Source organism: Synechococcus sp. CBW1107 (genome assembly GCF_015841355.1).
In the GTDB taxonomy this organism is placed as follows: domain Bacteria; phylum Cyanobacteriota; class Cyanobacteriia; order PCC-6307; family Cyanobiaceae; genus Regnicoccus_A.
Genome location: NZ_CP064908.1, coordinates 71716 through 89555, shown reverse-complemented (window position 1 = coordinate 89555; position 17840 = coordinate 71716). Strand labels below are relative to the sequence as shown.

Here is a 17840-nt window from a genome sequence, read left to right as displayed (position 1 = left end):
TCTGTTCTCCCCTCGCGCCGGTCCGGATCGCCGGGCTCCAGGCCGCCGTGATCCTGCTGCTCACCCTGCTGATCAAAGCGAGGATCCAGATCAAGGTGGCTTCAGCCGTGGGGGTGTTCCTCCTGGTCCTGCAGACCCTGGTGTTCCTCACCGCCAGTGGAGCCCTGGGGCTGACGAGTCTCGGTGGACTGGCCTCTGCCCTCAACCGGCGCTCGGAGCGGACGGTGTGACAGCCCGTCAGGCACGTCAACCAGCTGTGCGCTCACAGTCCAGAGTGCGTCAGCGAGGGCATCGTCCTGGGCTTCGGGGCTGGGGTCGGCTGACTCGAAGCGCAGCTGCCCAGGAGCGATCAGGCGGTTGACGTGATAGCTGAATTCCGGTCTCCCATAGGCGGCAGAGCTGGCCAGTTGCGCCAGCAGAGCCCCGGCCTGCCCAGGAGTTGCCGTGAGGCGCAGCAGGTCACGGGCCACCAGGGCGAACAGCCGCTGACCCCATTCGTTGTGGTGACGACTCTGGCGGAAGAACCCGCCGCTGCTGCGCGGGATCACCAGGCCCGGACTCCAGGCCAGCACCGACATGGGTGTGCCGCGCTGGCGCAGGCGACGCTCCAGGCCTCGGGCGAAGAGCAGGTTGCACAGCTTGCTGTCCTTGTAGGCCTTGTCGGCGCTGAAGGGCGAGTGACCGTCCACCATTGAAAAGCCTGCACCTGTCCTGAGGCCCGCCAGATCACCCAGACCGGCCGCCTGAGCCACCCGCCCGCCGGGCGAGTGAGGATCATGCACCTCCGAGGCAGTGATCACCAGCCGCGGGGACTCGCTGCGCTCGAGCAACGGAAGGAGCTGCATCACCAGGGCCTGATGGGCCAGGTGGTTCACCGCGACCGTGAGCTCATACCCCTGGGCCGATCGCTGTGGCTCGGCGGCGCCGCTGTACTGCAGTCCGGCATTCAGCACCAGGGTGTCGATCGGCGTGCCGTGGGCGATCAGCTCCTGGGCACAACGCTCGACGCTCTTCAGATCGGCCAGATCGCAGATGGGGGTGAGCAGATCGGCACCGTCGACGCCCAGAAGCTTCTGGCGGGTGGCGTCGGCACGGTCCTGATCACGGCAGGGCAGGGTGAGCCTGTGGCCAGCCTGCAGCAGCAGCAGGGCCGCCTGCTGGCCGATGCCGGAGCTGGCGCCGGTGATCAGGATCCGCCGTCGCCGGGAGAGCGTGCTGGTCCGTGGGTCGTCGCTCATGGGCTGGCTGCCGGGCTCTGGCGTTGGAACACCCCCTGGCCATCGACGTTGAAGTTGTCGATCTGGACGCGGCTGGCCGGTCCATCACCACCCACGCTGAAGGCCACTGCGCTGGGGCCAGAGGCGTTCTCGCCGCTGGGCTGGTATCGGAAGGTGTCGCCGCTGATGTGAGTGAGGGGATAGGCCCTGCGCTGCGGGCCCAGTTCCAGCACCAGGCCACTGCCCTGGGGTTTCACGGCGATCTCTCCAACGAAGCCGTTGCTGTAGCGGCCGCTGTAGGTCGCCAAGGGCCGTGCCGGGGCTGGATCTGTGGGCTGCTGGGGCACCCGCGGGTAGTCCTGTCGGGCGATTCCGGCGAACAGAGCCCCCAGGGGCTTGAGATAGTCGAGCTCAACCTTGCCGAAGCGAGCCAGGTCGAGGAAGCTCAGCGCCACCGTTTCAGGCACTCCGATCGGCTGGCCGTTGGTGAGCACCACAAGTCCCAGCGACTCCCCCGGCAGCAGGTACACCGCCGTGGAGGCCCCAAGCTCGAAGCCTCCGGAGTGGCTGAGCTGCACGGCGCCCTGATCGGTGCTGCTCACGTTCCAGCCCAGCCCGTAGAAGCCCGTGCGATACACCGCTGGATTGGGTGAGGGCGCGCTGGTGATCAGCGGGCGGTGGGTGTCAGAGAGGGCGACTGGAGACACGATCTGGTGGCCTCCGGCGGCTGCCCCCAGTCGCCCCCCCGCCAACTGCAGCCGCAGCCACTGGGACAGGTCTCGCGCCGTGGAGCTCACTCCACCGGCGGGCGACTGGGCATCAGCGTTCCTCTGGTGGCGGGCCACCCAGCGGCGGCTGTCCGCTCCGGTGGCTGCCTCCCGCACATGCAGGGCGGCACGGTTGGAGGCTGCGACGAAATCGGCGTGACTGGAGCTGGTGCGGCCCATGCCCAGCGGACGATAGAGCCGTTCCTTCGAGAGCTCCTCCCAGCCCTGGCCACTGGCGTTGGCCGTCGCGATGGCCCCTGCCGTGAACCCGAAGTTGGTGTAATTGAAGACGGCCCGGAAGCGGTTTCCCAACGGCAGCACCCCCAGACGCTGGAAGATGGTGTCGCGATCGAAGCCGATATCCTCCAGCAGGTCGCCCGCGTGGTCGGGCAGACCGCTGCGGTGCGAGAGCAGATCCCGCAGGGTCACCTCCTCAGCGATGGTGGTTGGCCCGAGTCGAAATCCGGGAAGGTCACCGATCACCGGATCGTCCCAGCGCACGCGCCCATCCCCCACCAGGGCCGCCACCACCCTGCTGGCGATCGGTTTCGAGAGCGAGGCCAGCTGAAAGATGGTGTCGGGATCCACCGCCCCGGCCATGCCTACCTCACGCTGCCCATAACCCCTGAGAAACACCACCCGGTCGTCGTGAACCACGGCGATCGCCATGCCGGGAACTCCCGTTCGCTGCAGGATCCTGGTGGCGAGGGCATCGAGCTTCGGCAGTGCTGCCGAGATCTTGGCCGTGGTCACCAGCCGCAGCGGCGGAGGCGGACCGGCCATGGCTTCGGCGGCCTTCAGCGATGGCCCTTGACCAATCGCGCCAAGGACCAGAACCAGCGCTGCCAGCCTCGCCACCTGGTGACGCCGTTGCACGGAACCAGAACTCGGATCATCGAGCCCGGGACCACCAGGCATTGAGTGTGCACCAGGGGACAACGACGGGTTCATGACGGGTTCAAGCAAGCCCACGCTATCGATCGTGTCGCTCCCCTGCAGGATTGACCTTCGGATTCCGTTCGGGGTTCGTCCTGAGGGCGGCCTCCGGGGTGAATTCATTGCGACGGAGCTGTGACCAACTCCAACCGAAGCTCAGGGGACAACGTCCCAGCGGTGGGGTCATCCAGGAGCTGATTCAGCCCGGAGTAGTCAGTGGTGGGAACGGATCATGCTCATGGATCAGGGGAGGAGGTGGCTCGCCACCTGGGTCACAGACCGGTCCACACACTGCAGCCTGCTCCATTGTTCTTTCACCATGCCAGGTACGATGCCCGAATGAAGCACTCGAACATGATGGTGTTCAAGCCGAGAACTCATAAAACTGAGATAAATGGAGGCGACATGTCAGGTCAAATCATGATGAAATTCGAGTGTTCATGTATTGAACTGGAACAAAGAAAACAATCGCAATCCGGCGCTTTGTTCGACGCAATCCCTGCTATTCTGTCAACAGAGAATGGTTGCCGTCGGCCCAGAGCCAGAAGGAGGTTCTCTCTGCTTCTGCTGGCCATGTTTCTGCTGATGGAGACCATGCTCTCAAGTTGCGCGATGGCAAGTTCGTTCAAGCGTCGCGTTCAGGGAAATAGGCAATCTGCAGCATCTAAACCAGTCAATGTGTCTACAAGTGGTTTGGCTTACTCGCCATTGATTCCTGGTGCTCCTGCGGGCAGTAATACCCTCGATATTTTTGCCTGTAAGCAGTCGTTTGGCTCACCATGCCCGACTCTTGTTTATGTTCATGGAGGATCTCTGATGAGAGGCGATAAAAGAAGTGTCGGTTCCATGCCAGACCTTATGAATCGCAATGGCTTCTGTCTTGTCTCCCTGAACTACCCAGTCTACGGACGTCCTGTCAACGGATTGATCGAGCAGCAGATGTCTGCGCTTTCCTCCGCAACGGCATGGCTTGAAGGCAATCTCAGTAAAATCAGACCTTCATGCACCATGAAGGATGCTGCCATGATTGGACATTCAGCTGGAGCATATCTGGCAGCGCTGACTGCCACCAGTCCGCGATATCGAGCAACTGCAGATACTTACCAAAAATTCATTCTAAACGATTCTAACTGGTATACAGGCAAAGTAGCGCGATACAAAGATAGTCTGGCCACTATTTTTGGACAAAGTGCCATGAGCGGATCGGGCAAAAATTCCCTTCTTGCCGAATGGGTCCCCGCTCAGCTTGTCAGGACATCATGCCCGAAGAAATCATCACCAACCGATGTGATGATTATGTATTCAACCCAACGGCCCGAAAAACAGCAGTCTGAAATCAGGTCGTTCGCCAGTGCACTCAATGATTGCAGGGCTTTCAACGCCTCTCTTTCGGCTCATCCATATGACCATAAAGGTATGCACACGAGTATCGGAGAGCCTGGAAGCAGCACGGGGGCGGCCATTCTTGCTGCTCTGAAACGTTGATCTCTATACCTTGTCTCAGCAAAAGAGATCGAACTCTCTGTGGACGTCTCTTGTCAGCTCATCCCTGACCCTGTCGCAACAGATCTGCTGATTCTGCAGGAATCACTGAATTCCTCAGCTGCAACGAAAGGATGGGGCCATTGTTGCCGACTTCGATCTCAGCTGCACGGTCCCCGGTGGTCTCAATGGCCGTCCTTCAAGTACACCCTGTCAGGGAACTGAGTCATCAGGCGATCCCTGGGCTGATCGGTGCGGAGCGGGCGTGGGTTATGCCGCCTGGTCTGAGAGTCTGCGCCCCCACCAAGGAGCCAAGGTTGGATTCATCGTCCTGGCTGTCAACTGGCTTTACATCAGCTCAGGTTGGGCAGTGCTGGATCACTGTGGCTGGATCAGTGATGCGACACATGGAAGCGCAGCCTGTGGCGATGGGGACGTGGGGCTCAATCGGATCATTCCCAGGCTGACAGGGCATCACCTTCCCCGTCTCAGCCAGGCGTTTCTTCCATCCGTTGGGGGTCTCACCAACAGTCTCATCTTCGGATATTCATGCTAACCTGATATCAGTGACAAGGCTTCTATGCAGGGCTACGCAATTGTAGGCATGGCTTGCAGATATCCAGGGATCAAGGATACTTCATCATATTGGCAGGCACTTGTTAACGGAGAGTCACTCCTCAGGGAGATGACTGACTCCTGGTCCAGACTTTACTACAATAAAGACCAAGACAGGTCTAATCCACGGGAATCGTATTCCACGATATACACTAAAAAGTATGGATCTATAGCTGAGAATAGTTGGATAGATTCTCTAAGATTTGCTTTTCCTCCTAATCTCGTTGAAGGAGATCCGTCCCAGTACCTCTGCCTGCAGGTGGCCGCCGAGGCCATGGCAGATGCTTTGCGCGGACGGGCCCCAGAGTGGATTCCCCATGAGCGGACAGGTGTGGTGGTCGGCATGGGTGACCACCCTCACAGAGGGATCGTCGGGGCGCTGATGAACGGCATGATCATGGAGCATTTCATTGACGTTCTTGCGGATTCCGTAGGTGCAGTTTTGAAAGGAGAGCGGAGGAAGCAACTCCGCTCCCTGCTTTCTTCAACTTATGAGTTGGTTGCTGATCCAGCAATCACACCTAACCTTATATCCAATGTAGTCTCCGGAACGATTGCAAACAGACTTGGTCTGCTTGGCCCTAACTATCTTGTGGATGGTGCCTGCACTTCAGGCATGATCGCTGTGGATCATGCAATCAAGCAACTGGATGCCGGTGATGCCGATCTGATGCTGGTAGGTGGTGTTCAGGCTACGATGAACTTTCCAATTTATCAATTGTTCTGCACAATTAATGCTTTGTCGGAGGAGGGAATATTCCCGATGTCGAAGTCCGCATCTGGGACACTTCTCTCTGAAGGAGTAGGATTCATTGCCTTGAAACGCTTGTCAGATGCCGTAAAGTCTGGCGATACAATCTATTCTGTAATTCGCTCGGTTGCCTTGGCCAGTGATGGAAAAGGTGAGGGCCTTTTAGCCCCCAATCGACAGGGTCAGGTCGTGGCGATGAAGAGGGCGTACGAAAAATGTGATATCAAGCCTTCAGATGTTTCATTGGTCGAAGTTCATGCAACGGGAATTCCTCACGGAGATAACACTGAGCTTTCATCGATGCTTGAAGTGTTTGCTGATTGTCACCGTGGTCTTTCCACTATTGCTATTGGATCTATTAAATCACTGATAGGCCATACGATCCCTGCATCTGGGGTGGCTAGTCTGATCAAGATCTCACTCGCACTTCAGAACAAATTGATTCCCCCTTCAATTTGTCCGGATCCCTTGGAGGCTGTTGCTGACCACTCGACACCTTTTTATATCAACCGCACACTTCGACGTTGGTTCCATTCTCCAGCCAAGCCGCGTGTTGCCGCCATAAATTCGTTTGAGCGGCGTCCCAGCAAGTGGTGTAACTCAGGAGGATCAGCCCCGGCGTAGCCGGGGCTGACGGCTCACCTCCCTCAGATTTCAGCTGTGGCAATGGGTGGGCCGGTCTGTGACCCTGTTCGGAGAACTACCACCAAACCGAACACAGACCATGACCCTCACCCATAGTGGCGCCTCCGAGCTGAGCCAGCTCATGGAGGGCACCACCGCTGGCGCCCTGATCCCAGAGATCGTGCGCCGGGGTTTCCAGGACCTGCTGGAAGCCGAGGTTTCTGCCCTCACGGGCGCTCAACTCCATGAGCGCTGCCCCGATCAGCGCTCCACCCATCGCAACGGCTACCGGGAGCGGCTGCTCACCACCCAGGTGGGCGACCTCAGCCTGGCCATTCCCAGGTTGCGGCAGGGCAGCTTCTTTCCCAGCTGGCTGGAGCCACGCCGCCGGGTGGACAAGGCGCTCTACGCCGTGGTGATGGAGGCCTACACCGGCGGGATCTCCACCCGCAAGGTCGACGCCCTGGTGGAGGCGCTGGGCGGGGCCAGCGGCATCTCCAAATCGGAGGTGAGCCGCATCTGCCAGGGGCTCGATGAGCAGGTGAAAGCCTTTCTGGGCCGGCCGCTTGACCATGCCCGCTTTCCCTACGTCTACCTCGACGCCACCTACCTCCACGGCCGCCTGGGCCGAAATATGCAGGTGGTGTCGCGGGCGGTGGTGGTGGCGATCGGCATCAATGCCCTCGGCTACCGCGAAGTTCTCGGCATTGCCGTGGGCGACAGCGAGGCGGAGGGCTTCTGGCGTCAGTTCCTGGGCTCACTCAAGGAGCGTGGCCTCGACGGCACCCGCCTGGTGATCTCGGATGCCCACCTGGGCCTGACGGCAGCGATCAAGCGGATGTTCCAGGGCAGTAGCTGGCAGAGGTGCCGGGTGCACTTCCTGCGCAACCTGCTGAGCCATGTGCCCAAGGCCGGCCAGGACATGGTGGCCGCTGCCATGAAAGCGGTGTTCGTGATCCAGGCTCCAGATCAGGTGCGCGCCCACTGGCAGCGGGTCACCGAGATGCTGCGCAAGCAGTTCCCCGGCGCCGTGCCCGTGATGGAAGCCGCCCGGGACGACGTGCTGGCCTTCCTGCACTTCCCCCAGGAGCACTGGCGCAAGGTCTGGAGCACCAACCCGCTCGAGCGCCTCAACAAGGAGATCAAACGCCGCACCAACGTGGTCGGCATCTTCCCCAATGATCCAGCGATCGTGCGCCTGGTGGGCAGCCAGCTGCTGGAGCAGCAGGAGGAATGGCAGCTGGAGCGTCGCCGCTTCTTCTCTGAGGCCACCATGGCCAAGATCCCAGAGCCAGAAGAGCCCTTGGAGCTCACCGATGCAGATCCGAACGCCCAGCCGGCTGCAACCATCAGCTGAAGCGCACCAGCTTCTACCTCGATCTACACAGAACACATCGATCGCTGAGTTGCCAATTCAGCGATCAGGGTTCATAATGGATCAATGGAGCTGCGCAATCAGCTTCCAAGCAGTCATCCCCTGACTGCTCCTGTTCACCCTCCGGAGAGGGTCACAGGACCTCCTGAGTTACACCACTCGGAGGGGCGCTACCCAGCGATCGTGCGCCTGGTGGGCAGCCAGCTGCTGGAGCAGCAGGAGGAATGGCAGCTGGAGCGTCGCCGCTTCTTCTCTGAGGCCACCATGGCCAAGATCCCAGAGCCAGAAGAGCCCTTGGAGCTCACCGATGCAGATCCGAACGCCCAGCCGGCTGCAACCATCAGCTGAAGCGCACCAGCTTCTACCTCGATCTACACAGAACACATCGATCGCTGAGTTGCCAATTCAGCGATCAGGGTTCATAATGGATCAATGGAGCTGCGCAATCAGCTTCCAAGCAGTCATCCCCTGACTGCTCCTGTTCACCCTCCGGAGAGGGTCACAGGACCTCCTGAGTTACACCACTCGGAGGGGCGCTACCCACCGTGTTGTTCACCACGGCTCCTGAGGCTCAGATCCTGGTCGATCGTAGGGGCTGGGAGTACAACTCACTCAGGCCGCATTCGACCTCCAGGGGCTGACGTCCCTGGAGGCAGCTCAACAGAGAGCTGCAGCATGACCACAACCACCCACTCTCATAAGGCCTGGTCCGATAAAGGGGTCACGTCAGTCATGCAAGAGACGAGGGCGTGGAGTATGTGCCCGAGGGTTGGCCGCCTTGTCGCCACTGAGAAGGATCGGCAGCTCGCAGGCTTCCATGATGAACTTGTCCTTCCTCTAGGGGGAGGCCTGTCCAGTTCCATGGGAACCCTTCACAATGTGCTGCCTCAAAACGGTATCGCGAGTGGATTGGTCGTTTTCATTTTCCGCGCAACATGACCGGCTGATTGCATCGTCCCCAGCCGCCGCGCTGCTCAGTCGGTTCTCCATTCCCTGACGCACCGCTCCATCGAGTGCAGCCGACTCTCGTGGTGGGCGCCGGGGTCCAGCATGATCAGCCGCCTGAGGGTCTCTGCGACGTTCATCGTCGACTCCCTCAACCCACTGCTCGATCTGCTCTGGTGTTCGGCCCTGGTTGCAGGGCAGTTTCTGCCAGGGTTCCTGCAGCGGTTGGCTCCCCTGTCGCAACAACTGCAGATTCCCCAGAAACCGGCTGAGCCTGAGCTGCTCCATACCGGCCTGCTCCGGATCGCTTGCCGCTGCCCTTGGTCTCTGCTGCTGGTGTTCCTGCCCGGACGGCAGACCCGCCAGGGAGGTCTGGCAGCGAGGAACCGTTTTCCGCTGGGTGACCGGACACTGCTGCACCGCAGCTCCTCCTGCCACTTCCGGAAGGCATCCGAGAGCTGACCGAGCGCCAGCAGGCACTGCCGCGGTGTGCGCGATGGGTGGTGACTGACGGTGATCACCACCAGCTCATCCCCAAGTGACTTCTTCCCCGCCACACTCCACTGCCACGGCTCTGGCCGGCCTCTCTCCCCTTGCGCTTCCTGACAGGCCTGCCTGCAGAACGGGCCACAGCAGCAACAGTTCAGTCGAGGCGTCAGCCTGGCTGTCAACGGTTTTCACGATGCACTGTGTGACCTTGCGAGAGACCTGACTGCCAAGATCCCGCTGAGCCCTGTTGATGCGCCCGAGATTGGGTTCATTGACAGGCACGGGCCCCCGAGCGAAACCATGACCACTCTGGTCGTCATTGGGCTTTTTTCTGATCAAAGCGTGACCAGTGGCTCAGAAGTCGCCAATTCGCTTGATCCAGCTGATTCACTGTGCTGCAGTGGTTCTGGGTGATGGGGGCAGGGGGACTTGAACCCCCACAACGTCGCCGTCTGCGGATTTTAAGTCCGCTGCGTCTACCAATTCCGCCATGCCCCCGGCTCTGGGATCCTAGATTCGCGGTACGTTGCCTCCACGGTCGTGCTGCTGCCCGGGTTGCTGAGCTCCATCACCATCGACCCGGGGTCGATCCCCCCCGACACTCTGCTCGTGCTCGGCGCCTATCTGGTTCTCGGCGGGGCCTACCTGGTGGTGGTGCCCCTGGCCCTCTATGCCTGGATGCACAAGCGCTGGACCGTGATGGGCAAGATCGAGCGCACAGCGGTCTACGGCCTGGTGTTTCTGTTCTTCCCCGGCCTGATTCTGTTCGCCCCCTTCCTGAATCTGCGCATGGCGGGTCAGGGGGAATGAATCGGGGCCAGGCACTGCTGATCGGGCTGGGGGTGTTCCTGGCCGGCGGGCTCGGCTACGCGGGTTTCAAAGCGGCGGGCTTCGAAGGGTTTTCCGCCGGCATCGCCGCGGAGGCGCTGCTGATTCTGCTGGTGATGGGCTGGACGGGGACCTACCTGCTGAGGGTGGTCACCGGAAAGATGAGTTTCATGGAGCAGCGACGCCGCTATCGCGCCGCCTTCGATGCCCTCACCACCGAAGAGCTGCAGAAGGAATTCGATGCCCTCAGCCCTGCTGAGCAGGAGAAGCTGCTTCGCGAGATCGGGCAGTGGAAGGACGACGCCGCAGCCTGACCCCATAGGCTCGGAGGATGCCCGCCTCCGCCCCTCGGCCCTGATGAGCGCAGCTCCAGCCACCGTCGCCAGCACCCCCATCCAGCGGTGCTTCACCGGGCTCCTGCAGCAGGGCCGCTGCGCCCTGATGCCGTTCCTGATGGCCGGGGATCCCGACCTGGCCACGACCCGGGCCACCCTTCTGGCCCTGCAGTCCGAGGGCAGCGATCTGATCGAGCTGGGCATTCCCTACAGCGATCCTCTGGCGGACGGACCGGTGATCCAGGCCGCCGCCGGCCGGGCCCTCGCCGCCGGCACCACCCCCACTGGGGTGCTGGAGATGCTCGCCAGCCTGAAGGGAGAGCTGACTCTGCCCGTGGTGCTCTTCACTTACACCAACCCGCTGCTCAACCGCGGTCTCGAGACCTTCTGCCGAGAGGCCGCCGCCGCCGGTGCTGCCGGACTGGTGGTGCCCGACCTGCCCCTGGAGGAAGCGGAGCGTCTCTCACCCATCGCCACCAGCCACGGCCTCGATCTGGTGCTTCTGGTGGCCCCCACCACCCCCGCCGGGAGGATGGCGAGGATTGCCGAGGCCAGCCGGGGGTTCACCTACCTGGTGAGCGTCACGGGGGTCACGGGGGTTCGCACGAGTCTGGAGAGCCGGGTGGGTGATCTGGTGCAGCAGCTCAAGGGCCTGGGTCCACGACCGGTGGCGGTGGGCTTCGGCATCTCGGGCCCCGAGCAGGCCCGTCAGGTCCGTGACTGGGGAGCGGATGGAGCCATCGTGGGCAGCGCTCTGGTGAACGTGATGGCAGCGGCCCATGAGCAGGGCTCGGATCCCGCGGCAGCGGCCGCGGACTTCATCGCCGGGCTGCGCAAGGCCCTCGACGCCTGAGACCGGCCATGGCAGCCGACGAGTTGAGCTTTTCTCTTCCCTGTTCGGAGGCCTGCGAACGCAACAAGGGACCGATCCTGGAGGTGCTGCGTCAGTGGTTGGAGAGGGGCCAGCGGGTGCTGGAGGTGGGTTCCGGCACCGGCCAGCACGCCGTGCACATCTGCCGGCATCTGCCGGTGGTGTGGCAGCCCAGTGAGCGGGCCATCAACCTGAGCGATCTGCGCCGACGCTGTCAGCTGGAGGGCCAGGCCAACGGGCCTCTGGGCTGGCTTCTCCCTCCCACCGAACTTGACGTGCTCCAGCCGCACTGGCCTGAAGGACCCTTCGACGCGGTGTTCAGTGCCAACACCATTCACATCATGCCCTGGAGCGCTGTGCCGAAGTTGCTCGAGGGCAGCGCCCGGGTGTTGCGGGAGTCAGGTCTGCTGCTGCTGTACGGCCCCTTTCACGACGGCGGCCGTCACACCAGCTCCAGCAACGTCGCGTTTGATCAGCATCTGCGCAGCCTTGATCCCGCCATGGGGGTTCGCGACGCTCATGAGCTCACCGTCATGGCCGCAGGCTGCGGATTGCAGGCCATCGACGATCTGGCGATGCCGGCCAACAACAGGCTGCTGGTGTTCCGCCGGCAGGCCGCAGCAGCCTCTGACCCTCGGCCATGACCAGTGCCCCTGCGGTGCAGGTGGCTCTGCTGGGGCTGCCCAACACCGGCAAATCGACGCTCTACAACAAGCTCACTGGAGGCCATGCCCACGTGGCCAACTGGCCTGGGCTCACGGTGGAGCTGATGCGCGGTGCCCTGCCCGCCGATGTCGCCGGCCGCCCCTACGACCTGATCGATCTGCCCGGCATCCACGACCTGCGCGGCGACAGTGAGGATGAAGCTGTGGTGCGCCGCTTCCTGGGCGCCACTCGCCCCGATCTGGCGGTGGTGGTGCTCAACGCCAGCCATGCCGATACCCAGCTGAGACTGGCGTTGGAGCTTCAGGCCACCGGACTGCCCCTGATCCTGGCGTTGAACATGGCCGATGAAGCGCAGCGCTTCGGCGTGAGGATCGACCATCAGCGCCTGTCTGCCGACCTGGGGCTGCCGGTGCTGTTGCTCAGCGCCCGTCAGGGCGAGGGACTGGACACGCTGCTGGAGTGCATCCACGGCCTTGATCAGCTGCAGCCCGCGCCCACCCGGCTGCTGCCCGAAGCGGAGCTGGAGGCACAGCAGGCGCAGCTGGTGGAGGGCTGCATCAAGGGTCACGACCGACCCAACCGGGATCCCCGGCAGGACCGTCTCGATCGGGTGCTGTTGCACCCACTCCTGGGACTCCTCAGTTTCTTTGTGGTGATGCTGGCTGTGTTTCAGCTGATCTATGCCGTGGGCGGACCGATCCAGTCCTGGCTGGGAACGCTGTTCGACGCTCTGGAGGCCCAGCTGCTGCAACCGGCCCTGCAGGGCCTGGGCCTGCCGGATTTTTTCCGTCGGTTACTCAGTGAAGGGCTGTGGATGGGTGCCACCACCGTGATCAGCTTCATGCCGATCATCTTTCTTTTTTACATGATGATCGCCCTGATCGAAGACTCGGGATATCTGGCCCGTTCGGCCTTTCTGATGGATGGAGTGATGCATGCACTGGGGCTCGATGGCCGCAGCTTCGTGCTGCAGATCATGGGCTTCGGCTGCAATGTGCCGGCCATCATGGGCACCCGGGTGATCCGTGAGAGGCCCCAGCGCTGGCTGGCAATGCTGATGATCCCGTTTTCGCTCTGCCAGGCCAGGCTCACGGTGTTCGTCTTCATGGCCGGAGCTTTCTTTCCAAGGCCCTGGTGGGCAGCTGGGGCGGTGATCTTCGGCTTCTACATGGTCAGTTTCGCAGCGGCTGTTCTCACCGCCCTTCTGTTCAAACGGGTGTTCCCGAGCCAGGGGGGGTTCGTCCTGGAATTGCCCCCTTACCGGACTCCCAGCCTGGGAACGGTGTTCAGCCGGGCCTGGCGTGAAATGGTGACCTTCTTCTTCACCACCCGCCGCTTCATCATCCTGGGGGTCATCGCCATCTGGCTGCTCAACAACCTTCCCCCAGGGGTGGATCACCTCTCCGGACAGTCACTGGCGGGTCAGATCGGTCGACTGGTGCAACCGCTGCTGGGACCGATCGGCATGACTCCTGAGCTGACCATCTCCCTGATCTTCGGCTTCATCGCCAAGGAAATCCTGCTGGGGGCCATGGCAGTCATCTACGCCACCCGCGAGAGTGCGCTGGCCGGCGCGGTGGTGGGGGCGATCCGACCGCTGCAGGCCCTCAGTTTCATGATGTTCACCCTTCTGTACACCCCCTGCCTCTCCACGGTGGCGGTGCAGCTGAGGGAAAGCCGCAGCGGCCGCTTCGTGGCACTGTCACTGGTGTGGTCGTTCAGCCTGGCCTGGGTGATGGCCTTCCTCCTGTACCAGGGGGGTCTTCGCCTGGGGTTGGACTGAGGGGAAGGGCCTCCATCTGGGCGGCGTCCCCACGGCGCAGCATGAAATCCAGCAGGCCCATGCGCAGGTGCAGGATGCCTCCCGGGCGCCCGCGGCGCACCACCACGAGGTGGCAGCCCGGCTTCACCCCCATGGCACGCAGGCGATTCCCGAGGCTGGGACGACTGGGGAGGCTGAGCAGCTCCAGCGGCTGATCGAGCGGCGCGTCGGCCAGGTTCATGTCCTGGTTCAGAGCTGCCTGCACTTAAGCAGCGCGGCGATCAGAGGCCGGTGTGCACGAGCAGTTCGCCGAGGGTGGCCGTGAGCGCTCCAACCAGGAGCAGGCGGGTGGTGCCGCCCAGGAGGCGAGAACAGATCAGGTAACGGATGGGAATCACAACGGGGTCTCCTTGAATCGGGAGGTCAGACACGGAGGGAGAGATCAGGCCCTGGCGGTGTCGAGCACCTGGAGCTGATCGAGTGTCAGGGCAAAGGCTGGTGAGCCATGGCGGGAGAGGGGCCAGCGGCGCACCCAGCAGGTCCTGGAGTCGAGGTCGATGCTGAGCACCTGATAGGTGTGATCAGGGCTGCTGGTGAGCCGGACCATCTGTCCTTGGTGGAGAGTCATGGGATGTGGGGAGTTCACTGGACTGTCCGGGCCCCGGTGCTTGGAGGCCGCAGGTTGTTGAACAAAAGGGTGACGGCGGCCGTGGGAGAACCCGGACTGCCAAGCAACGTAACGGAGTATTTCGGCGGCTTGACAAGCAGTCATTGTTCTGTAGTCACTGTTCGGGGATGAACACCTGGGACCCGGCTGCCCATGACGTTCAACTGAGCCCGTGGCTGGTGATGCATCAGGCTTGACTCACGAACGGTGATGGAGATGCCTCAGACGCTGCGTGAACCTGTCTCCCCCCTGGCGCGCAGCCGGCGAGCTGAGCAGGAGCCGAGCAAGGGGTTCGGGGCCAGCAAGGCCACACGAACCAGGAACGGCCGCTCCAAAAACCCGACCAAGGGAGGCAGGAAACGCCATCCGGTCCTGAGCAAGGCGGACTGGGGTCCCCTCGGCAAGCACCCCGACCTCGACGCCATCGTCGCCCGCCAACGCCTGCACCTGCCCCGCTGCGGCCGCATCACCCCCAGCGCCGTGACCCGTGCCTGGAAGCTGGCAGCCGCCGAGCACCATCCCGACCGCGGCGGCCAGCACGACACCATGCAGCTGGTCAACGGCGCGCGCGACCTGCTCCTGGGCCGGGGCGTGAAGGGCTGAGATCAGGGAGTTCGGTGGTTCCACAACCCAGCGCACCCTTAACCTTCCCCAGCGGAAGCAGTCCCACAGGGGCAATCGATGGCCAAATTCGTCCTCTGGGGCACCTACAGCTCCGATGCTCTCGAGCGGCGCGGGCCCTTCCGGGACGAGCATCTGGCGGGGCTTCAGCTGCAGAAGGAGGAGGGGGTGCTGCTCACCCTCGGGCCCACCGCCTGCACCACCCGGGTGTTCGGTCTCTATGAAGCCGAGAACCAGGAGCAGGTGGAGGCCCTGGTGAAAGGGGATATCTACTGGAAGCAGGGGATCTGGACCAGCGTCGAGGTGTATCCCTGGATTCAGGCCTTCTGAACTCCCGCAGCAACCTTCGGTTCATCACGCTGTTGGACCTGCGCTGGGCGGTGTCGGTGACGCCCAGTTCTGCAGCGCCTGCTGCCACACCCAGGCAGCCACCGCCTCAGCTCCCCCTGGTCCAAGCACCTCTCCATAGCCCGACATCTGGCCCAGACCAGTGGAGGCGATAGAGGCGATGGCCTCTGGCCCTGTGATGCCGTTGCGCTCCAGAACCTTGAGCTTGAGGGTCTTGCCGCGGCGCAGGATGTTACCGCCGTTGATGTGGCAACCGGCGCAGTGGTTCGCGAACAGGCTCTCGCCGGAAACCGCCGCCGTGTCACCCCACACCGGCCGGGGCCACCAGAGCAGCAGCAGCAGGCCAAGCAACGCCAGGAACCCAAGCCAGCGGCGCCAGGCCGGTGGTCCTGAGGTGGGTGAATGGATCGAGGACATCCGGGCTCGCGTCGTGCCAGGACGTTCAGTCTGACCGCTGTTCAGACGACAGGGCCCGCAGATAGCGGCGGTACAGATCCTCCGGGGAGCGGTACCGGTGGGGCAGCGAGCCGTGCAGGGCGCTGAGGTTGTGCCAGCAGAGCGTGCGCTCGATGCGCTCGAGGCTGCGTCCGTCGGCCACCAGCCGCCTGAGGGCCTGGCAATAGGCCGAAAAGCCCGCTTCCAGTTCACCGATGCTGAGCGGTCGTGAGTCGGCCATGGCGATCCCTGGCGCTCACCGTGTGGGCACGGGCGAACGCTGAACCTGAATCCACGCTATGTAGCAGGCCGCGCGACACCGGGCGAATACCAGCCTCCACCGGCAAAGTTGTCTCAAATTGTTGGGCGGCCCCGATACCTTCCGAACAGCCAGCCAGGGGTCTCCCCATGCCTAGCCTGCGACCGCTCACCCCCCACGATCTCGAAGCGGTCCGCGAGGTGTACCGCGACGCGGTGCTCAGCCAGGCCCCGCTTCTCTACACCCCTGAACAGGTGAAGGCCTGGGCGGATGTGGTGCTCGAGAACTCCAGCCTGGCCACCATCCTGGAGCAGGGTGTGGGACTGGCCAGCTGCTCCGGCGCCGGCTCGGTGATCGAGGCCTTTGCGGTGCTGGAGCCAGCCGATCGGATCTCACTGCTCTACTGCCGGGGACGGGCCAGCCGCCAGGGACGGGCCACAGCCCTGCTGCAGGCCCTCGAAGCCCTCGCCAGGGGCTACGGCAGCAGGCGGCTGCGCACCGAGGCCAGCTTCCTCTCGCGCCCCTTGTTCGAGCGGCAGGGCTGGTGCGTGGACTGGATCGAGGAGCTCACGATCGCCTCGGTACCCTTTCGCCGCTTCCGTATGGTCAAGGATCTGCCGCACGACTGAGCGCCCTGCCATGGCCGAGGAGCAGCTGCAGGCCTTTCTCGAGAAAGTGCGCCAGCTCAACGCCTTCGTGGCCCAGAGCGAAGCACGGCCCGACCTGCGCGCGGCCCTCGCAGCCTGCTCCAGCCACCACGAGGTGGTGGCCCTGGCGCGGGCCCAGGGCTATGAGATCGGCAGGCGCTGGGGAGAACCGGTCCCCGGGCCAGGGGCGACTGCAGGACAGGACAATCTGCTGGACAGCCCCTGTCCTCCAGCGGGAGAGGAACGGATGGATGTCCTGCTGGAGGGCCCGGGCCTGCGGCTGGAGCGGATTCACTCCTGTGCCCACAGCACCGCCTTGGGCCGGTGGTACGACCAGCCGGAGACCGAGTGGGTGCTGCTGCTTCGCGGCAGTGCCAGGTTGCGCTTCGAGGATGAGGCCGAAGCGCGTGATCTGGCCATAGGCGACAGCCTCCTGATCACGCCCCGTCGCCGCCACCGGGTGGTGGCTACTGATCCGGATCCCGGAACACTTTGGCTCGCCCTCTTCTGGACGTCTTCTCCATCAGGGTGGAGGAGCGCACCAGCCAGTAGCCTGCCGACAGGCTCACCACCGTGATCCCCAGGCCGACCAGCAGCAGTGGCTTGTCTTCGGCACCGGGCTGAAGCACGATCACTTTTCGCGCCACGGCCGTCAGGGCGGTGAGCAGCACCAGCTCGATCTGAACCACATGGTGGCGCAGGTAGGCGGTGACGTTCTGAAGCACCTCCAGGGCGATCAGCACGGTGAGGACATCACCGAGGATCTTGATCAGATCATTCCCCAACCAGCCGGTGCCTGGATTGAAGAACTCCTGAAACACCCGATAAATCAGCTGTGAGGTGGCAGCGATGAGCACCACGCAGAGCAGGATCGAGAGCACCTTGGCCAGTTGGCGCTCGAATCGATCGACAATCGCCAGAAACGAGCCGTCGTCGAAGAGACGGGAGAATCTGGCCATCAGTTGTTGAAGGGCTCGAACTGGGGTCGAGCAGGGGTGTCCCCTGGAGGGTTCTTGAGCCTGGTGCCGCAGGTGACCGACCCATCCTTGGGATCAGTGACGCAGTCGGTGGGCTCCACCTGTGTGGGTTCACCCACGTTGCTGCCAGGGCCGAGCTGGTAACGCAGGCTCTGGGCCTGCAGGGCTGAAGGGGCCAGGAGGAGCAGGGCGACGACCGCCATCCACAGTGGCGCGGCTGACT

At 63.0% G+C, this 17840-nt stretch carries 23 protein-coding genes and 1 tRNA gene; 14 read left to right on the top strand and 10 right to left on the bottom strand.

Annotated features, from left to right (window positions below; genetic code table 11):
- Positions 1–101: 101 nt before the first annotated feature.
- Positions 102–1238, bottom strand: a complete 1137-nt coding sequence (locus I1E95_RS00500; protein WP_197164404.1) for an SDR family NAD(P)-dependent oxidoreductase — start codon at positions 1236–1238, stop codon at positions 102–104.
- The gene (locus tag I1E95_RS00495; protein ID WP_231594745.1) at positions 1235–2767 is read right to left on the bottom strand and encodes a serine hydrolase; all 1533 of its coding nucleotides are present in this window, start codon (positions 2765–2767) and stop codon (positions 1235–1237) included. Before I1E95_RS00495 ends, I1E95_RS00500 begins: the two co-directional genes overlap by 4 nt.
- 507 nt (positions 2768–3274) lie before the next feature.
- Here I1E95_RS00495 and I1E95_RS00490 point away from each other — a divergent pair.
- The 5 genes from I1E95_RS00490 to I1E95_RS00470 all read left to right on the top strand — a co-directional run bounded on the left by I1E95_RS00490 (position 3275) and on the right by I1E95_RS00470 (position 9174).
- Positions 3275–4405 carry an alpha/beta hydrolase gene (locus I1E95_RS00490; RefSeq protein WP_231594744.1) on the top strand — a complete coding sequence of 377 codons (1131 nt, stop codon included), beginning with the start codon at positions 3275–3277 and terminating at the stop codon, positions 4403–4405.
- Positions 4406–4982: 577 nt separating this feature from the next.
- The gene (locus I1E95_RS00485) at positions 4983–6392 is read left to right on the top strand and encodes a polyketide synthase (RefSeq protein ID WP_197164392.1); all 1410 of its coding nucleotides are present in this window, start codon (positions 4983–4985) and stop codon (positions 6390–6392) included.
- 100 nt (positions 6393–6492) lie between these two features.
- Positions 6493–7749, top strand: coding sequence for an IS256 family transposase (locus I1E95_RS00480; protein ID WP_197161565.1), 1257 nt, complete (start codon positions 6493–6495; stop codon positions 7747–7749).
- Between the two features lie 201 nt (positions 7750–7950).
- Entirely contained in the window at positions 7951–8115 is a 165-nt protein-coding gene (locus I1E95_RS00475; protein WP_197164390.1) for a hypothetical protein, read from the top strand.
- Between the two features lie 702 nt (positions 8116–8817).
- Positions 8818–9174 carry a hypothetical protein gene (locus I1E95_RS00470; RefSeq protein WP_197164388.1) on the top strand — a complete coding sequence of 119 codons (357 nt, stop codon included), beginning with the start codon at positions 8818–8820 and terminating at the stop codon, positions 9172–9174.
- A 441-nt stretch (positions 9175–9615) separates the two neighbouring features.
- Here I1E95_RS00470 and I1E95_RS00465 read toward each other — a convergent pair.
- A tRNA-Leu gene (locus tag I1E95_RS00465) sits at positions 9616–9699 on the bottom strand.
- A gap of 57 nt (positions 9700–9756) precedes the next feature.
- On the opposite strand from I1E95_RS00465, the gene I1E95_RS00460 reads away from it, so the two are divergent.
- From I1E95_RS00460 to feoB, 5 genes are read left to right on the top strand one after another with little or no spacing between them, the layout of a single operon-like run.
- Positions 9757–10011 carry an NAD(P)H-quinone oxidoreductase subunit L gene (locus I1E95_RS00460; RefSeq protein WP_304623246.1) on the top strand — a complete coding sequence of 85 codons (255 nt, stop codon included), beginning with the start codon at positions 9757–9759 and terminating at the stop codon, positions 10009–10011.
- A complete protein-coding gene (locus tag I1E95_RS00455; protein WP_197164386.1) occupies positions 10008–10343 on the top strand; it encodes a DUF3007 family protein in 336 nt (111 codons plus the stop codon). The genes I1E95_RS00460 and I1E95_RS00455 overlap by 4 nt, the downstream gene beginning before the upstream one ends.
- A 43-nt stretch (positions 10344–10386) precedes the next feature.
- Positions 10387–11217 (top strand): tryptophan synthase subunit alpha, encoded by an 831-nt coding sequence (gene trpA, locus I1E95_RS00450; protein ID WP_197164384.1) that lies wholly within the window; start codon positions 10387–10389, stop codon positions 11215–11217.
- 23 nt (positions 11218–11240) lie between these two features.
- Positions 11241–11879, top strand: a complete 639-nt coding sequence (locus I1E95_RS00445) for a DUF938 domain-containing protein (protein WP_231594743.1) — start codon at positions 11241–11243, stop codon at positions 11877–11879.
- The gene (feoB, locus tag I1E95_RS00440) at positions 11876–13684 is read left to right on the top strand and encodes a ferrous iron transport protein B (protein ID WP_197164380.1); all 1809 of its coding nucleotides are present in this window, start codon (positions 11876–11878) and stop codon (positions 13682–13684) included. Before I1E95_RS00445 ends, feoB begins: the two co-directional genes overlap by 4 nt.
- Here the strand turns inward: feoB and I1E95_RS00435 are convergent.
- From I1E95_RS00435 to I1E95_RS00425, 3 genes are read right to left on the bottom strand one after another with little or no spacing between them, the layout of a single operon-like run.
- Positions 13620–13928 carry a FeoA family protein gene (locus I1E95_RS00435; protein WP_231594742.1) on the bottom strand — a complete coding sequence of 103 codons (309 nt, stop codon included), beginning with the start codon at positions 13926–13928 and terminating at the stop codon, positions 13620–13622. The genes feoB and I1E95_RS00435 overlap by 65 nt on opposite strands.
- Before the next feature lie 16 nt (positions 13929–13944).
- Complete coding sequence (locus I1E95_RS00430; protein ID WP_197164378.1) at positions 13945–14094, bottom strand: hypothetical protein; 150 nt, start codon at positions 14092–14094, stop codon at positions 13945–13947.
- An 11-nt stretch (positions 14095–14105) separates the two neighbouring features.
- Positions 14106–14270: a hypothetical protein gene (locus tag I1E95_RS00425; RefSeq protein WP_322781462.1), complete on the bottom strand. Its 165-nt coding sequence runs from the start codon at positions 14268–14270 to the stop codon at positions 14106–14108.
- Positions 14271–14546: 276 nt separating this feature from the next.
- Between I1E95_RS00425 and I1E95_RS00420 the strand changes: the two genes are divergently transcribed.
- Together I1E95_RS00420 and I1E95_RS00415 are read left to right on the top strand one after the other, a co-directional pair.
- Positions 14547–14933 carry a molecular chaperone DnaJ gene (locus tag I1E95_RS00420; RefSeq protein WP_197164374.1) on the top strand — a complete coding sequence of 129 codons (387 nt, stop codon included), beginning with the start codon at positions 14547–14549 and terminating at the stop codon, positions 14931–14933.
- Positions 14934–15011: 78 nt separating this feature from the next.
- A complete protein-coding gene (locus tag I1E95_RS00415; RefSeq protein WP_197164373.1) occupies positions 15012–15281 on the top strand; it encodes a YciI family protein in 270 nt (89 codons plus the stop codon).
- A 24-nt stretch (positions 15282–15305) separates the two neighbouring features.
- On the opposite strand, the gene I1E95_RS00410 is transcribed toward I1E95_RS00415, so the two are convergent.
- Together I1E95_RS00410 and I1E95_RS00405 are read right to left on the bottom strand one after the other, a co-directional pair.
- Positions 15306–15716: a c-type cytochrome gene (locus I1E95_RS00410; protein WP_197164371.1), complete on the bottom strand. Its 411-nt coding sequence runs from the start codon at positions 15714–15716 to the stop codon at positions 15306–15308.
- 25 nt (positions 15717–15741) lie between these two features.
- Positions 15742–15975 carry a DUF3136 domain-containing protein gene (locus I1E95_RS00405; protein WP_197164369.1) on the bottom strand — a complete coding sequence of 78 codons (234 nt, stop codon included), beginning with the start codon at positions 15973–15975 and terminating at the stop codon, positions 15742–15744.
- A 167-nt stretch (positions 15976–16142) separates the two neighbouring features.
- On the opposite strand from I1E95_RS00405, the gene I1E95_RS00400 reads away from it, so the two are divergent.
- Both I1E95_RS00400 and I1E95_RS00395 read left to right on the top strand, forming a co-directional pair.
- Positions 16143–16622 (top strand): GNAT family N-acetyltransferase, encoded by a 480-nt coding sequence (locus tag I1E95_RS00400; RefSeq protein ID WP_197164367.1) that lies wholly within the window; start codon positions 16143–16145, stop codon positions 16620–16622.
- Positions 16623–16632: 10 nt separating this feature from the next.
- Positions 16633–17217, top strand: a complete 585-nt coding sequence (locus I1E95_RS00395) for a Nif11 domain/cupin domain-containing protein (protein WP_197164365.1) — start codon at positions 16633–16635, stop codon at positions 17215–17217.
- Here I1E95_RS00395 and I1E95_RS00390 read toward each other — a convergent pair.
- Both I1E95_RS00390 and I1E95_RS00385 read right to left on the bottom strand, forming a co-directional pair.
- Positions 17108–17599, bottom strand: coding sequence for a phosphate-starvation-inducible PsiE family protein (locus tag I1E95_RS00390; RefSeq protein ID WP_197164363.1), 492 nt, complete (start codon positions 17597–17599; stop codon positions 17108–17110). The two genes, I1E95_RS00395 and I1E95_RS00390, sit on opposite strands and share 110 nt — an antisense overlap.
- Positions 17599–17820 carry a hypothetical protein gene (locus I1E95_RS00385; protein ID WP_197164361.1) on the bottom strand — a complete coding sequence of 74 codons (222 nt, stop codon included), beginning with the start codon at positions 17818–17820 and terminating at the stop codon, positions 17599–17601. The genes I1E95_RS00390 and I1E95_RS00385 overlap by 1 nt, the downstream gene beginning before the upstream one ends.
- Positions 17821–17840 lie beyond the last annotated feature (20 nt).

What these genes read in the sequence shown, in the direction of transcription:
- I1E95_RS00500 (WP_197164404.1), bottom strand. Translation starts at nt 1,238, where the DNA reads ATGAGCGACGACCCACGGACCAGCACGCTCTCCCGGCGACGGCGGATC.
- I1E95_RS00495 (WP_231594745.1), bottom strand. Translation starts at nt 2,767, where the DNA reads ATGGCCGGTCCGCCTCCGCCGCTGCGGCTGGTGACCACGGCCAAGATC.
- I1E95_RS00490 (WP_231594744.1), top strand. Translation starts at nt 3,275, where the DNA reads ATGATGGTGTTCAAGCCGAGAACTCATAAAACTGAGATAAATGGAGGC.
- I1E95_RS00485 (WP_197164392.1), top strand. Translation starts at nt 4,983, where the DNA reads ATGCAGGGCTACGCAATTGTAGGCATGGCTTGCAGATATCCAGGGATC.
- I1E95_RS00480 (WP_197161565.1), top strand. Translation starts at nt 6,493, where the DNA reads ATGACCCTCACCCATAGTGGCGCCTCCGAGCTGAGCCAGCTCATGGAG.
- I1E95_RS00470 (WP_197164388.1), top strand. Translation starts at nt 8,818, where the DNA reads ATGATCAGCCGCCTGAGGGTCTCTGCGACGTTCATCGTCGACTCCCTC.
- I1E95_RS00455 (WP_197164386.1), top strand. Translation starts at nt 10,008, where the DNA reads ATGAATCGGGGCCAGGCACTGCTGATCGGGCTGGGGGTGTTCCTGGCC.
- trpA (WP_197164384.1), top strand. Translation starts at nt 10,387, where the DNA reads ATGAGCGCAGCTCCAGCCACCGTCGCCAGCACCCCCATCCAGCGGTGC.
- feoB (WP_197164380.1), top strand. Translation starts at nt 11,876, where the DNA reads ATGACCAGTGCCCCTGCGGTGCAGGTGGCTCTGCTGGGGCTGCCCAAC.
- I1E95_RS00425 (WP_322781462.1), bottom strand. Translation starts at nt 14,270, where the DNA reads ATGGTCCGGCTCACCAGCAGCCCTGATCACACCTATCAGGTGCTCAGC.
- I1E95_RS00420 (WP_197164374.1), top strand. Translation starts at nt 14,547, where the DNA reads ATGCCTCAGACGCTGCGTGAACCTGTCTCCCCCCTGGCGCGCAGCCGG.
- I1E95_RS00415 (WP_197164373.1), top strand. Translation starts at nt 15,012, where the DNA reads ATGGCCAAATTCGTCCTCTGGGGCACCTACAGCTCCGATGCTCTCGAG.
- I1E95_RS00410 (WP_197164371.1), bottom strand. Translation starts at nt 15,716, where the DNA reads ATGTCCTCGATCCATTCACCCACCTCAGGACCACCGGCCTGGCGCCGC.
- I1E95_RS00405 (WP_197164369.1), bottom strand. Translation starts at nt 15,975, where the DNA reads ATGGCCGACTCACGACCGCTCAGCATCGGTGAACTGGAAGCGGGCTTT.
- I1E95_RS00400 (WP_197164367.1), top strand. Translation starts at nt 16,143, where the DNA reads ATGCCTAGCCTGCGACCGCTCACCCCCCACGATCTCGAAGCGGTCCGC.
- I1E95_RS00395 (WP_197164365.1), top strand. Translation starts at nt 16,633, where the DNA reads ATGGCCGAGGAGCAGCTGCAGGCCTTTCTCGAGAAAGTGCGCCAGCTC.
- I1E95_RS00390 (WP_197164363.1), bottom strand. Translation starts at nt 17,599, where the DNA reads ATGGCCAGATTCTCCCGTCTCTTCGACGACGGCTCGTTTCTGGCGATT.
- I1E95_RS00385 (WP_197164361.1), bottom strand. Translation starts at nt 17,820, where the DNA reads ATGGCGGTCGTCGCCCTGCTCCTCCTGGCCCCTTCAGCCCTGCAGGCC.